Source organism: Rummeliibacillus pycnus (assembly GCF_050459865.1).
GTDB lineage: Bacteria > Bacillota > Bacilli > Bacillales_A > Planococcaceae > Rummeliibacillus > Rummeliibacillus pycnus_B.
Map to the genome: position 1 here is coordinate 118,964 of NZ_JBCMNM010000017.1, position 13,747 is coordinate 132,710.

A 13,747-nucleotide genomic window follows, 5' to 3' on the forward strand; every position below is an offset into this window, starting at 1 on the left:
ATAGTCCTTTTCAATTAACGGGGGCATTTAAAAGATTATTATAAGGAGAACCTATGCAAATTAAGGGCTTAAATCATTTTTTATTTTCTGTATCTGATTTAGAAAAATCTATTGAATTTTACCAGTCTGTATTTGAAGCTCGATTACTTGTAAAAGGGAAAACGACAGCTTATTTTGATTTAAATGGTATGTGGTTAGCTTTAAATGTAGAAAAAGATATTCCACGTAATGAGATACATCAATCCTACACACATATTGCTTTCTCTATTGATGAAGAAGATTACGAAAAAACCTTAGAGAAACTAAAAATACTAAAAGTTCACTTATTACCTTGTCGTATAAGAGACGAAAAAGATAAGAAATCTATTTATTTTACCGACCCAGACGGACATAAATTTGAATTTCATACAGGAACATTACAAGATAGATTGTCCTACTACAAAGAAGAAAAGAAACATATGCTATTTTTTGAATAAGGGTTTTATTATAAATTATTCTTTTTCATAATTAATTCGGTTAGACGGTTAACAGGAATGTCAAGTACTAATCAATTAACAATGATATAAAAACGTAATGTAAAAAAGCAGGAATAATAGATTATTAACTATTTAAAATAATCTATTTTTAAGATAAAATATTACCAATATTGAAGTAGGGAGATTAACTATGAAAAAAATTATATCTATATTCACGGGTGTTTGTTTATTATTGTTTTTCATAAGTACAAATGCCACAACTTCTCAAGCAATAAGTTATGACAAAGCTTATGCTAATCAAACAATTGTTGTAAAATCCTCTCCGGGGACGTCTTATAAAACTATAGGTAAAATAAAAGCAGGTAGTGTTGTTAAAGTTTATGGTGGTGTGGCAATTGGGAAAGACCAATATGACTGGCCAAGCTATAAACAATATGGTTGGTCTAAAATTAAATATAAAAATAAAACTGCTTATGTTAAAACAAGTCAATTAAGTTTTGCTAATCCATATGCATGGGCCCCTGGAATTAAAACTAAAACATTAAATGAAATAAAGAAAAATTATGTCTCAAAAGGAGATAAAACAAAACTAGAAAAAGCTTATGTTACGGATGGACAAGGATACTATATTTATTACATTAAATATGGTGGAAAAGGAAGCTGGATACAACTTGAAGTAATCAACTGTAAAACAGGTTGGTATCATGGCTAATATAATTAACTAAGGTTAAAACAAAAGAAGGAAATAAATCTTTGGATTTATTTTCTTCTTTTGCGTCTATCTTCACATATCAATCGAGCTATTTCTCCATAAACTCTGCAATCACTTCATTCGCCAATTTTGTTTGGATAACGTCTGACATTGGTGGGTTATACAAACCTGCCCGGACATTTAGGTAGTAACGATGCATTGGGTTTGACTCAGATAATGCTCTTGCACCTACAATTCGCATTGCACGATCAACTACCTTCATGGCTGCATTTGTAACCTCTATTTTTGTTACATCAAGTGGTTCTTTAAATGCTGTTTTATCCTTGCATTGTTCATAGCGTTCAACAGTTCCGTAAAGCATGTGTCTTGCAGTTGTTAGTGTAAGTTCCATTTCACCAATCAATTGTTTAATATTGGGAGCTTCTGCAATTGGATTTCCAAGTGATGAAGGGATGTAGGAAGTCGCAAATTTTAAAGCGTAATTTCTTGCTGCTTTCGCAATTCCGATGTAACAAGCGGGAATATGCAATAACCAACCTTTTGCTGCTTTAAGTTGAGATGTTTTTGTCTGCAGGACGTATGTATTTGGTACACGAACATGATCCAAAATCACTGTTTGACTAGCTGTACCTCTCATTGCTAAAGAATCCCATGAATCTTTTAATGAAATGCCTTTTAAATTACTTGGAACTAATATCATTTCAACTTCATTATTTTCATTTGTCGCAGTAATAATAAAATGAGTTAATGCTGGAGCAGCAGTTGTAAAAATTTTCTCGCCCGTAATAACAAGTTCTTCACCATTACGTACAACAGTTGTTCTCGGAAGTGCTCCACGTGTAGGGCTGCCGGCATTGTTTTCGGATGCAGCTGTATTAACTAGCCCTCCATTTTCAATTGCTCCCAATAAAACGTTTGCTGCATCAGAATTCCAGTGCTGACTTTCTACATATTCTAAAATCGTACCGTTCGTCCATCCAATAGACAAAGCTGTAGACCCGCATCCTTCAGCAATTGCTTCTTGCGCTAAAATATATTCATATAGTCCTAGACCTTGACCCCCATACTCTGTTGGCAATGTTAATTTAGAATAATTAATATTTATTAGATTTTTAATATTTTCAAATGGAAATGATCCAGGTGTATCTAATTCTGGTTCTCGTTTTTGAAAAATTGGAATGAGTTGATCAATTTTAGCAATTAAATCTCGTTGTTTTTCTGTTCGAATAAAACTGTCCATATTAACGCCTCCATCTCTTTATCTTTATAATACATCTTATTCCTATTTCTTTTCTATGAAAAGACAGAAATTTGTAGAAAACCAAGAAAGCTTATTGGGACTTTAGAAAATAGTATGGTATCATAAATTGAAATTGTCTCGAAAGGAAGATATTTATGAAATCTCCATTTACATTTATACATTCAGCTCCTAGGGATATGGAGCATGGCAAATTATATCCAGCAGTTTTCCTAATGCATGGTATGGGAAGTAATGAACAAGATCTGCCTGGATTACTTGATGAAATTAAAGAACAATGTCATATTTTTAGCCTGCAAGGTCCGATTCTTCAACCACCAGGTTATGCTTTTTTCACTATCGAAGAATTTGGAAAACCACATCGAATTGTATTTGACCAAGTCATTATTCATATTATGAATTTTATCGAAGAAGCCATTACCGAATACCCGATTGATGCAGAGAAAGTCTTTTTGATGGGCTTCAGCCAAGGCGCGATCTTATCAAAATCTTTAGCTGTAGCAATGGGTAAAGAAAAATTAGCGGGAATTGTTGCTTTAAGCGGATATACTCCTGATTTTGTTAAAAACGAATATAGTAAACACTCTGTTAAGGATATGCCTATATTCATCTCACATGGCACAATGGACATGGTACTTCCATTCCAATGGGGTGAAGCTAGTCGTGATTTATTCACAGAACAAGGTGCAAATGTAACGTTTAAGCAATTTGAAGACGGACACGGTGTAACACCTGAAGTTCAGCAAGCACTCATTACATTTTTAAAAGAACAGATGTAAAATTCAATACTTCTTAAAAACTATTTTCTTAAGGGAAAATAGTTTTTTTATTTATAGAATGTTTTATCATACAAGTTTCATTTTGACATACATATAATTACATAATTTTGTACTTTAATATTTTTTACATTTTGTTGATTTGTGGCAAAGGAAATATGAGTATGTCTAAGAGTAGATTCTTCATATTTCATCACATGAACTAACTAACTGGAAAATATTCGCCAATTTTATTGCAAATAATTGTTGACAATTGAAATGATTATCTTTAAGATTACAATAAATAATTGGTTCGAAGGGGTAGCAACTTCGGTAGCGAGGTTGGCCTTATGAGTTGAGATTAGAAAAGTTGAGTATAGCCGAGAAATTGAAGAATAAGAGTAGTAGCATATTCTATATTGTTTAGAGAGTCAGCGGTTGGTGCAAGCTGATCAATGTGGTATGTGAATGGACTTATGAGAGCATCTGTCAACACTTTTGTTAGTAGCAGATGACGACTAATCCTCGTTACGGATAGTTAAGCGGAAGTATTTATACTTCAACTTGAGGTGGCAACGCGGTATACATCGTCCTCATGAAAGATTTTTCTTTCATGAGGACTTTTTTTATTTTCAACCATCGACCATGAATAGGAGTTGATTATTTGATGATAAAGCAAGCAAGTTACCGTACAACAATGAAGAAGATTAATAGTGAATTGTTAACACCTATTTTAATTTTTCAAAGGTTAAAAGGTAAGCGTAAATTTTTACTCGAATCAGATTCAAAATTTAAGGATTCTGGTAGATACTCGATTATTGGAGTAAACCCTATTAAATCATACAGTGGAAGTGGTAATACTTTAATCGAAAAACAATTCCATTCTGGAAAAGAGTATCGCTACGAAGGAGATTTACTTACGCTTTTAAAACGAGTTATGCCTAGAATTATTGGACCATCCGAATTTCCATTTACAGGTGGTGCCGTTGGATATATTTCTTATGATGCAAAAATCAAATCACGTCATCAAAATACAATGCAAATCCCAAGTGTACATTTCTATATTTATGAAACGATTTTAGTATTTGATCATTTGAAGGATGAAGTGACAATAATTCATACTGAGGTAAATCCTGAACAACAAAAAATAGATTTAGAACGTATCATTATTGAAATTCAAACACCTTCTACTGTTATACAAGATGAAGAATACCAACTTTCACCGTTTTCAAGTGAACTGTCAAAAGAGCGATTTATCGAACAAATTGAAAAAGCAAAAGAATATATTCAAAAAGATGAAATCGATCAAATCGTATTATCTAGATCTCAATTAGCCGATTTTAGAGGAAATCCATTTTCTATATACAGAAAATTAAGAAAACAAAATCCGTCACCATATATGTATTATATGGATTTTGACGATCATATCGTTCTGGGAACTTCTCCAGAAAGCCTTATTAAAGTAACAAATGAAGTTATTTCAACAAACCCTGTTGGCGGAACAAGAAAAAGAGGAAAAACAGAAGAAGAGGATCAACTTCTTGCCAAAGAGCTTCTTAATAACAAGAAAGAGCAACAGGAACATTCCATGTTAGTAGAAGTTGCAAAAAATGATTTATTAGAAGTAACAATGCCTGGAACATTACAGGTGAAACAATATATGAAACTTGAGCGATTTGAACATGTTATGCATTTAGTCTCTTCTCTTCAGGGTAAGCTTTCACCTTTGTATCACTCATTAGATGTTTTAATGTCTACATTCCCAGCAGGCGCCATTACAGGATACCCGAAAGAAAAAGCAATTGAGCTGATTGATCAAATAGAAACATCACATCGGAATATATTTGGTGGAGCGATTGGCTATATAGGTTTTAATGGTAATATCGATTTCGCTATCACAATTCGCTCTATGCTAATAAAAAATGGTATCGCGCACATTCAATCCGGTGCTGGAATTGTAAAGGATTCAATTCCCGAAAGAGAATTGAATGAGACAATCGATAAAACAAAATCCTTAACTGTATTATCAAACGTTGAGTAGAGATGAGATAGGAGAGATGAGCATGCAACAAGTAATTGAAAAAGTGAAGAATAATAAACATCTGTATTATGAAGAAATGCTAGATGCTTCAAATAGAATATTTCAGGATAATACCCCCCTAGAAGAAATTGAAGAGTTTTTGATTGCTTTATCAAAAAAAGGGGAGACCTCACAAGAAGTAGCTGCTCTTGCAACGGTAATGAAATCATTTGCATTAGAGGTTCCTGCACCAATCAATAACTATATGGATAATTGTGGTACTGGTGGAGATGGTTGCAATAGCTTTAACATTAGTACAACTTCAGCAATTGTATTAGCGGCAGCTGGTGCAAAAGTGACTAAACATGGTAACCGTAAGATTTCAAGTGCAGCAGGTAGTTCAGATGTATTAGAAGCGTTAGGAATTCACACAGATTTTACGATATCAGAAACACTCGAACTATTAGATAAAGAAAATGTTACTTTCCTTTACGCACCGAATGTTCACCCAAAATTAAAACGTATCGGTCAAGTAAGAAGAAAGATTGGTAAACCGACTATTTTTAACTTAGTTGGCCCTCTTACCAATCCAGTTGATCTTGAATCACAATTTACAGGTATTTACCGACAAGATTTTTTAATGGAATATGCAAATGTGATGAAGATGCTAGGGCGAAAAAGGGGGATTGTCGTAACAGGTGCTGGTGGAATGGATGAAGCTTCTTTAGCTGGACAGAATCAATTTGTACTTGTTGATCATGAGGACTTAATTCCATTTTCACTTCGACCAGAAGATGTTGGTTTAAAAGAAGCACCATTAGAAGCAATTCGTGGAGGAAATCCTGATGAGAATGCGATTATTTTAAGAAAATTATTAAATGGTAAACGAGATGCCTATTTTGATGCAGTTGCATTGAATACAGGAATCGGGTTATTTTCATACGGCTTCGTTGATAGAATTCAATATGGCGTGGAACTAGCAAAAGAAACTATTTTATCTGGCAAAGCCCTTGATAAATTAGAAGCTGTCATTGCATTCAGTGAAGAACATCGAAAGGAGAAAATCTCATGACAACAATTTTGGATAAAATCATAGCTGAAAAAGAAAACGAGATTCAAAGATTAAAAGCATTAACCTTTCAACAAAGCTTTGAACCGGAAAAGAAACCTTCACTTTTTGAACTGCTAAAAGGTGCGAATCAGTTACAAATTATTTCAGAGATTAAAAGAGCTTCTCCTTCAAAAGGTATTATTAATAATGGTGTAAACCCTGTAGAACAAGCATTACAATACGAAAAAGCGGGTGCAGCATGTATTTCTGTATTAACGGATACTCCATTTTTTAAAGGTTCGTTTGAAGATTTAAAAGAAGTTACACAAGTTGTTCAAATCCCTGTACTTTGCAAAGATTTTATCATAGACGAAATACAGATAGATTATGCAAAAGCAAATGGAGCATCTGTCATCCTATTAATCGTAGCTGCACTATCAAAAGAAAGACTAAGTTCGCTTTATCAATATGCTAGCGAGCAAGATCTAGAAATTTTAGTTGAAGTACATGATGAACAAGAACTTCAAAAAGCATTAGAATTGAATGCTAAAATTATTGGAATTAATAATCGAAATCTAAAAACATTTGAAGTAGATCTACAACATACTGCAGCCATAGCAAAACATTTCCCATTTCATGAAAATCGTGTGCTAATCAGTGAAAGTGGTATTCAATCATTAGATGATGCAAATTTTGTTTCTGATCTTGGTGCAAGCGCAATTCTTGTTGGTGAAATGTTAATGCGTAGTGGTGATATTAAAACAACTTTACAATCACTCAAGGTTCAAAAAGGTGTTGATGTGAAATGACCAAAATAAAAATATGTGGATTGATGAAAGAAGAGAATGTAATAGCTGCTGTCCAGGCAGGAGCTGATGCGATAGGATTCGTTTTTGCAAAAAGTAAGAGAGAAATTTCAATTGAAACAGCTAAGAAATTGGCAAAATCTATTCCAAAATATGTTTTGAAAATTGGTGTATTTGTGGATGCATCTGCTGAATTTATTTTGCAAGCATATAATGAAGTTCCATTAGATATCGTCCAATTTCATGGAAATGAAACAAATGAAGAGATAAAGAAAATAGGAGTACCTTCGATTAAAGCTTGTTCAGTAAAAAGCCAAGTGGATATAGAAAGAGCCTTAGATTATGAAACGAATTACTTATTGCTTGATGCACCAGGGATACAATTTGCAGGAGGGAGCGGTCAGACATTTGATTGGAATTTGCTGAATAATCCGAAATTAAAGGAGCGGAAAATCATTTTAGCAGGCGGTTTAAATCCATCAAATGTTGAAAATGCAATAGAGATTACTCATCCGTATATGGTTGATGTTTCAAGTGGTGTAGAGAGTAATGGGCAAAAAGACAACCAACTTATTTCTAGTTTTATAGATGCTGTAAAAAAGGAGTGTATTCTAAATGGTAAAAGAACTCAATGAACAAAAAAAGGGACGTTATGGTAAATTTGGTGGACAGTTTGTGCCTGAAACTTTAATGACGGCATTAAACGAGTTAGAACTAGCTTACGATGAGGCAATTGCTGATCCTACATTTCATAAAGAACTACAATATTATTTAAAGGATTATGTAGGGCGCGAAAACCCTCTCTATTTTGCAGAGCGATTATCGAAGCAATTAGGTGGTGCAAAAATATACTTAAAACGTGAAGACTTGAATCATACAGGTGCACATAAAATTAACAATGCTTTAGGGCAAGCATTACTTGCATTGAGAATGGGTAAAAAGAAAATTGTCGCTGAAACTGGAGCTGGACAACATGGTGTAGCAACGGCGACTGTTTGTGCACTATTTGATTTAGAATGTGTTGTATTTATGGGGAAGGAAGATGTCAAACGACAAGCTTTAAACGTATTTCGTATGGAATTATTAGGAGCAACTGTCGTTTCTGTAGATCAAGGTGGGGGTACTCTTAAAGATGCGGTTAATGAAGCGCTTCGTTATTGGGTAACAAATGTTGAAGATACACACTATATTTTAGGTTCTGCATTAGGACCACACCCCTTCCCGAGGATTGTACGAGATTTTCAACGAATCATTGGTGTTGAAACTAGAAAACAAATACTTGAAAAAGAAGGAAGACTACCAGATGCTGTCGTAGCATGTCTTGGTGGTGGAAGTAATGCAATTGGTATGTTCCACCCATTTGTTGAAGATCAATCTGTAAAATTATATGGTGTTGAAGCTGCAGGAAGTGGTATTCAGACAGGACTTCATGCATCAGCTTTTGCAGATCTAAAAGTAGGTGTCTTACATGGTGCATATATGTACTTATTACAAGATGACAATGGTTTTATCCAGGAGGCTCACTCAATTTCTGCAGGATTAGATTATCCAGCAGTTGGTCCTGAACATTGTTATTTACATGATATCGGTCGCGTTAAATATTCTTCTGTGACAGATGATGAGGCGCTAGAAGGATTAAAATTATTATCCCGTGCAGAAGGTATTATTCCAGCTTTAGAAAGTGCACATGCGATTTATCGTGCTGCTGAAATTGCTAAAGATATGAACCCTGATGAAATTCTAGTCATTTGCTTATCAGGTCGTGGTGATAAAGATGTTGAGACAGTTCGAGCAGCTTTAGGAGGTGAAGAATAATGACAACAAAACCATTACAAATTGCAATCGAAGAGAAAGTGAAAGTTGGTCAAAAAGCATTCATCCCTTACATAATGGCAGGAGATGGGGGATTAGACGCTATTCGAAAACAAGTGCTATTTTTACAACAGGCTGGTGTTACTGCGATCGAATTAGGAATTCCGTTCACCGATCCAGTTGCAGATGGACCAGTTATTCAAGATGCAGGGAATAGAGCGCTAAAAGAAGGGGCTAATCTAAAGGTAATTTTAGAAGAAATTGATCAGTTTAAAGAGGAAGTCCAAATTCCTTTAGTTATAATGTCATACTTAAATCCAATTCTTGCATACGGGATAGAGAATTTCATAACTAAGTGCGAAGAAGTAGGAATTAGTGGTTTGATCATTCCAGACTTACCACTTGAAGAGTCGGATATTGTCCAATCAAAGCTTATAAATTCACCACTTGCACTAGTTCAACTAATTTCTTTAACAAGCCCAAAAGACAGAATTGAACGAATTGCAAAAGCGGCAGAGGGATTTGTATACGCTGTAACTGTGAATGGAATTACAGGCGTGCGCAATGATTTTGGTCAATCTTTGGAGGAACATTTACAAAATCTAAAAGAAATCAGTGATATTCCTGTTTTAGCTGGTTTTGGTATTTCTACACCTGAACAAGTGGAAGAAATCGGTGAAATGGCAGATGGTGTAATTGTCGGAAGTGCCATCGTAAAAGCATTCCATGAAGGTAATAAAGAATCTATTAAGGGGTTATTGCCAAAAGTAGTAGTTGGAGAATAGTAGATTTTTAAATTAAAACTATATTTAATCAATTTCATAATGCAAAATTTATATATAATATAGAACATTTAAATATATTCAATTTTGTTCATTGTGGAGCGAAAGACGGCGACTCCTACGGGAAAAGCTTGAGCTGAAAGCCCCGCAGGAACGTAGTGACGAGGAGATTGAAGCCAAGCCCGTGGAAAGCGCCGTCTGTAGCGGAACACTCATATATGAATTAGTTAATGTGTTAAAATGTTCGTATTTAAAAAATGGATTTATAAAATTGATACCATTAGATGATATTTTTGATTTTTTATTTGAGCAAAAGGAGGAGGTTTGTCAGGTTTCCCGCAAAAAGAGTCCGCCTGTGTTGATACTAATTTAATATTAGCAGTATTGATTGTTAAACAATCCTTATAATAAAAAGAGAAAATGGCTATTCAAAAGTGTTTTTTCATTCACTTTATGAATAGCCATTTTTATTTGAAATAGAAGCTATAAGGTAATGTTTATTTTTAAATCAAGTATGGTATTAATTGTTCTTTGTTTCTTGGAAACTCATTGGTACTAGACAACACATCTTTAGATTGTAATACCTTAGCCATTTCAAATACCCATGGCTTTTCTAAATGAGATTTTAATAATAAATTCTCTTGTTCGAATATATCAAAAGGATTACTATGGTAGATCACTTCTCCATCACTCATAACAATAATTTCATCTGCCCATTCATAGGCAAAATTCACATCATGTGTAGATAAAATAATGGTCTTATCGAGTGCATGAATTGTATTTAGTAATAGTAAAATTTGCTTTGAATAGTAAGGGTCTAGTCCAGCAGATGGTTCATCTAAGATAAACACATCCGGATTCATGGCCAACACCCCTGCAATCGCAACTCTCTTTTTTTGACCAATACTTAAGAAATGAATTGGTTTATCTTGTAAATGGGTCACTTCTGTTTCAGTCATTGCCCATTCTACCATTTCAGTTACTTTATCAGTAGGCCATCCGAGATTTAATGGACCGAAGGATATATCTTGACGTACATTACCAGCAAAAAGCTGAGAATCTGGATCTTGGAATACAATCCCTACATGAGAGCGTAACGCTAGTAATGCTTTTCGATTATACTTCATTGGTTGATTTTGAAAGAAAATCTGACCTGAAGATGGTTGAAGAATGCCATTTAAATGTTGGAAGAATGTAGATTTTCCAGCCCCATTATTGCCAAGTAAGGCAATCTTTTTTCCTTTGGCAATCTTCAAACTTAAATTATTTAATGCTACAGTTCCATCTGCATATCGGTGTGTTAAATTCTGAATATCAAAGAATAATTCATTCAAACTAGAATGCCTCCAAACTGAATAAAAACAACAATGATTACCAAAAAGATCATAAGAATAATCGTCCAATTTCTAGCAGAATATTGGTAAGAATCTTCAAGATAAATAATTGATTCATCATAACCACGTGAATTCATTGCTATTGATAATTCCTTAGATCGCTTAAACACATGAACAAATAAAGAAGAAATGAGCAATCCTAAAGAATGCATCCCTAGCTTTACAGAAAGATATCCTAATCTTGAATTTTGTGATTGGAAAATTTGTACTGATTTTTCTAAGAATACGAAAATAAAACGGTAAGTTAGCTCTATTAATTCAATTAATAACTGAGGTACTTTGCATTTTTTTAAAACATGCATGAGCTCATGTACTGGTGTAGTTAATGTTAAAAAATATAAACAACTTATGCTACTTAATACAGAAAAGAATAATTGAATACTCATTTCGACACTTTGAGCTGAAATGTAAACAGTCCAATTCATTAAGTGAGATTGCCAAATAGAACTATGAATTAGTTCAGGGTGTTGAGTGAACGAGAGTAAAATACTAATCATACTACTAAGCAAGAAAACACCAGGGATACATAACAATTTCGAATAGTACTGCCATGGAATTTTAGCTACCAAAACTGTAAGAGAACTCATCAAGAAAAACGTAATGAGTGAGATAAGCGCATCTTTTACAGTCAATGAGAATAATAAGAGGAATAATGCTAACACTATTTTTTCTACTGGATGTGTTTTCGCTAGGCGATTGATATAAGCATACTGATCAATGAGTAACATGCTTACCTTTTTCTTCTTTACTTTCTACTTTTTTATGTTTCCCTCTAGCGTAACCAATAAAATAACCGATAAAACCAGCACCTATAGCAGCTTGTAAACAGAATAATAGACTTTCGATTTCACCACTTGGTGGTTCCCATATACTTGAAAACCATGGCTTATAGGAAGAATCAATTGTCGAAATGGCCGCTTCAGCCTTGTCATCTGATCCGCCAAATTCTGCTCCTTTTTGAAAGAAAAGTGGAAGAATAGCTAAAATAACTACTATTGCGATTAAAAATATATTTTTTTTCATTGTTGTTCAGCACCTTTCTTAAATACTTTCAGGGCTTTCAGTTCTGCTAAATTGTATTTTTGTAAGAAGTTCATGATTACCACTGTAAGAATCCCTTCACTTATTGCTAAAGGAATTTGAGTAAGTGCGAAAATACTACTAAATTTAGTGAATGATGCTAAAAAACCACCAATTTCAGATGGGAAAGCAAGTGCTAATTGAATCGAAGTCACTAAATATGTTCCTAAATCGCCAAGTGCAGCAGCTAGAAAAACAGCCCATGAAAAGGATAATCCCATTTTTGTTGTACCCTTATATACTCCATAAGTAAGAAGTGGCCCTACAATTGCCATAGAAAATGTATTTGCACCTAAAGTCGTTAATCCACCATGAGCAAGTAACAACGCTTGGAATAAAAGAACAATAAAACCAACGATGCTCATCGCGAATGGTCCAAAAAGAACAGTACCGAGGCCAACTCCTGTTGGATGTGAGCAACTACCTGTAACAGAAGGAATTTTCAGTGCTGATAAAACGAATGCAAAGGCACCTGATAAACCCAACATCATTTTTGTTTCTGGATTATCTATTATTGTTTTTTGTATTGAACGGAATCCAATAACTAAAAACGGAATGGAAATAGCCCACCAGAAAATAGCCCATTCAACAGGTAAAAATCCTTCCATAATGTGCATGGCAAAGGCAGGCTTTGGCACAATCATTAATGCTGCTAAGAAATAAATTAGTTTCCAATTTACTAGATTTTTAAAATAAATCAATGTATCTATTCTCCTTTTTTGTATTAAATCGTTCGTTTTTTAACAAATGCACCTCCTATTAACCAAACAGGACATAAAAAAACACTTCTTCAGAGCAGAAGAAGTGTTGATGAATAGTAAAACAATGCTTATCACAAAGCATAGCTATTCTCACACCTATCCTCGTAGGCTGATATTAATCTACACTTTATGGCAGGTCTCCTGGCTTAGAGTCATCATTATGCTTTAACCTTCCCATCATTGACAGTGGTATTTAAAAACATAACTCGTCTTTACAGTGGCGGGACCGCGTTTGGATTTCACAAACTTCCCTTTTCAGCTGAATGTGATACTTCAGCACCATAAAGTTTATTGAATTGTTAGATTACGAATCTAGTGTATCATGGTTATATTTTCAATACTACTATATTTTTCACATAGAAAGTATGGAAACAGAAGATTGTTCTATCCGAGTTGAACTATAAATAAAATTAAGAAATATTTTACTTGATCATTCATTTCTTCTTTGAGAATTTATCTATGAGTAAAAAATATCTATTTCAAATTGTGAAAAAATAGTATATGATAATGACAGTTTTAATTTTACTAAATTATACAATTACATATTTTTTTATAAGTGCCCTTGTTTATTCAAAGGGATAATAGGGAAATCGGTTAGAATCCGATGCAGCCCCCGCTACTGTAACATGGATGAAATGATACAAACTCACTGGTCATTAATGACTGGGAAGGGATCAGAGTAAAGTGAAGTGTGAGCCAGGAAACCTGCTTTTAAAAATGGAAGTACAATACTTTTCGGAGGGAAAGGTAAAGACTATAAATGAGAAATGCCTTTGTTTTACATTCGGCTATTTTCTGAATTATCTAGTTTTTAAACCTTAATTCTTGGAATTAAGGTTT

General features: G+C 33.9%; 14 protein-coding genes, 2 riboswitches and 1 other annotated feature. Of the genes, 9 read left to right on the plus strand and 5 right to left on the minus strand.

Annotated features, from left to right (window positions below):
• The first annotated feature begins 53 nt into the window (after positions 1 to 53).
• Together fosM and ABE048_RS04695 are read left to right on the plus strand one after the other, a co-directional pair.
• Positions 54 to 476 (plus strand): FosM family fosfomycin resistance protein, encoded by a 423-nt coding sequence (gene fosM / locus ABE048_RS04690; protein WP_430309494.1) that lies wholly within the window; start codon positions 54 to 56, stop codon positions 474 to 476.
• Positions 477 to 666: 190 nt separating this feature from the next.
• Entirely contained in the window at positions 667 to 1,188 is a 522-nt protein-coding gene (locus ABE048_RS04695) for a cell division site-positioning protein MapZ family protein (protein WP_430309495.1), read from the plus strand.
• Between the two features lie 88 nt (positions 1,189 to 1,276).
• Here the strand turns inward: ABE048_RS04695 and ABE048_RS04700 are convergent, their stop codons facing one another.
• Complete coding sequence (locus ABE048_RS04700) at positions 1,277 to 2,428, minus strand: acyl-CoA dehydrogenase family protein (RefSeq protein WP_430309497.1); 1,152 nt, start codon at positions 2,426 to 2,428, stop codon at positions 1,277 to 1,279.
• A 155-nt stretch (positions 2,429 to 2,583) separates the two neighbouring features.
• Here ABE048_RS04700 and ABE048_RS04705 point away from each other — a divergent pair, with 155 nt between their 5' ends.
• The 7 genes from ABE048_RS04705 (at position 2,584) to trpA (ending at position 9,675) form a co-directional block, all read left to right on the plus strand.
• Positions 2,584 to 3,225 carry an alpha/beta hydrolase gene (locus tag ABE048_RS04705; protein ID WP_430309499.1) on the plus strand — a complete coding sequence of 214 codons (642 nt, stop codon included), beginning with the start codon at positions 2,584 to 2,586 and terminating at the stop codon, positions 3,223 to 3,225.
• A 358-nt stretch (positions 3,226 to 3,583) separates the two neighbouring features.
• Positions 3,584 to 3,799: a binding site (T-box leader), on the plus strand.
• A gap of 69 nt (positions 3,800 to 3,868) precedes the next feature.
• Positions 3,869 to 5,242: a chorismate-binding protein gene (locus tag ABE048_RS04710; protein WP_430309578.1), complete on the plus strand. Its 1,374-nt coding sequence runs from the start codon at positions 3,869 to 3,871 to the stop codon at positions 5,240 to 5,242.
• 22 nt (positions 5,243 to 5,264) lie between these two features.
• On the plus strand, positions 5,265 to 6,293 hold the full coding sequence (gene trpD, locus ABE048_RS04715; RefSeq protein WP_430309500.1) for an anthranilate phosphoribosyltransferase: 1,029 nt from the start codon (positions 5,265 to 5,267) through the stop codon (positions 6,291 to 6,293).
• Positions 6,290 to 7,081: an indole-3-glycerol phosphate synthase TrpC gene (trpC, locus tag ABE048_RS04720; RefSeq protein ID WP_430309502.1), complete on the plus strand. Its 792-nt coding sequence runs from the start codon at positions 6,290 to 6,292 to the stop codon at positions 7,079 to 7,081. Before trpD ends, trpC begins: the two co-directional genes overlap by 4 nt.
• On the plus strand, positions 7,078 to 7,713 hold the full coding sequence (locus tag ABE048_RS04725; protein WP_430309504.1) for a phosphoribosylanthranilate isomerase: 636 nt from the start codon (positions 7,078 to 7,080) through the stop codon (positions 7,711 to 7,713). The genes trpC and ABE048_RS04725 overlap by 4 nt, the downstream gene beginning before the upstream one ends.
• Positions 7,694 to 8,893: a tryptophan synthase subunit beta gene (gene trpB / locus ABE048_RS04730; protein WP_430309505.1), complete on the plus strand. Its 1,200-nt coding sequence runs from the start codon at positions 7,694 to 7,696 to the stop codon at positions 8,891 to 8,893. The genes ABE048_RS04725 and trpB overlap by 20 nt, the downstream gene beginning before the upstream one ends.
• On the plus strand, positions 8,893 to 9,675 hold the full coding sequence (trpA, locus tag ABE048_RS04735) for a tryptophan synthase subunit alpha (protein ID WP_430309506.1): 783 nt from the start codon (positions 8,893 to 8,895) through the stop codon (positions 9,673 to 9,675). Before trpB ends, trpA begins: the two co-directional genes overlap by 1 nt.
• Positions 9,676 to 10,175: 500 nt before the next feature.
• Here the strand turns inward: trpA and ABE048_RS04740 are convergent, their stop codons facing one another.
• From ABE048_RS04740 to ABE048_RS04755, 4 genes are read right to left on the minus strand one after another with little or no spacing between them, the layout of a single operon-like run.
• Positions 10,176 to 11,006 (minus strand): energy-coupling factor ABC transporter ATP-binding protein, encoded by an 831-nt coding sequence (locus ABE048_RS04740; RefSeq protein WP_430309508.1) that lies wholly within the window; start codon positions 11,004 to 11,006, stop codon positions 10,176 to 10,178.
• A complete protein-coding gene (gene cbiQ / locus ABE048_RS04745) occupies positions 11,003 to 11,794 on the minus strand; it encodes a cobalt ECF transporter T component CbiQ (RefSeq protein ID WP_430309510.1) in 792 nt (263 codons plus the stop codon). Before cbiQ ends, ABE048_RS04740 begins: the two co-directional genes overlap by 4 nt.
• Positions 11,781 to 12,089, minus strand: coding sequence for an energy-coupling factor ABC transporter substrate-binding protein (locus ABE048_RS04750; protein WP_430309512.1), 309 nt, complete (start codon positions 12,087 to 12,089; stop codon positions 11,781 to 11,783). The genes cbiQ and ABE048_RS04750 overlap by 14 nt, the downstream gene beginning before the upstream one ends.
• Positions 12,086 to 12,790: an energy-coupling factor ABC transporter permease gene (locus ABE048_RS04755; protein WP_430309580.1), complete on the minus strand. Its 705-nt coding sequence runs from the start codon at positions 12,788 to 12,790 to the stop codon at positions 12,086 to 12,088. Before ABE048_RS04755 ends, ABE048_RS04750 begins: the two co-directional genes overlap by 4 nt.
• A gap of 231 nt (positions 12,791 to 13,021) precedes the next feature.
• Positions 13,022 to 13,206: riboswitch (cobalamin riboswitch) on the minus strand.
• 238 nt (positions 13,207 to 13,444) lie between these two features.
• Positions 13,445 to 13,634: riboswitch (cobalamin riboswitch) on the plus strand.
• Positions 13,635 to 13,747 lie beyond the last annotated feature (113 nt).

Coding starts and splice junctions, on each gene's coding strand:
- fosM (WP_430309494.1), top strand. CDS start 54: ATGCAAATTAAGGGCTTAAATCATTTTTTATTTTCTGTATCTGATTTA.
- ABE048_RS04695 (WP_430309495.1), top strand. CDS start 667: ATGAAAAAAATTATATCTATATTCACGGGTGTTTGTTTATTATTGTTT.
- ABE048_RS04700 (WP_430309497.1), bottom strand. CDS start 2,428: ATGGACAGTTTTATTCGAACAGAAAAACAACGAGATTTAATTGCTAAA.
- ABE048_RS04705 (WP_430309499.1), top strand. CDS start 2,584: ATGAAATCTCCATTTACATTTATACATTCAGCTCCTAGGGATATGGAG.
- ABE048_RS04710 (WP_430309578.1), top strand. CDS start 3,869: ATGATAAAGCAAGCAAGTTACCGTACAACAATGAAGAAGATTAATAGT.
- trpD (WP_430309500.1), top strand. CDS start 5,265: ATGCAACAAGTAATTGAAAAAGTGAAGAATAATAAACATCTGTATTAT.
- trpC (WP_430309502.1), top strand. CDS start 6,290: ATGACAACAATTTTGGATAAAATCATAGCTGAAAAAGAAAACGAGATT.
- ABE048_RS04725 (WP_430309504.1), top strand. CDS start 7,078: ATGACCAAAATAAAAATATGTGGATTGATGAAAGAAGAGAATGTAATA.
- trpB (WP_430309505.1), top strand. CDS start 7,694: ATGGTAAAAGAACTCAATGAACAAAAAAAGGGACGTTATGGTAAATTT.
- trpA (WP_430309506.1), top strand. CDS start 8,893: ATGACAACAAAACCATTACAAATTGCAATCGAAGAGAAAGTGAAAGTT.
- cbiQ (WP_430309510.1), bottom strand. CDS start 11,794: ATGTTACTCATTGATCAGTATGCTTATATCAATCGCCTAGCGAAAACA.
- ABE048_RS04750 (WP_430309512.1), bottom strand. CDS start 12,089: ATGAAAAAAAATATATTTTTAATCGCAATAGTAGTTATTTTAGCTATT.
- ABE048_RS04755 (WP_430309580.1), bottom strand. CDS start 12,790: ATGATTGTGCCAAAGCCTGCCTTTGCCATGCACATTATGGAAGGATTT.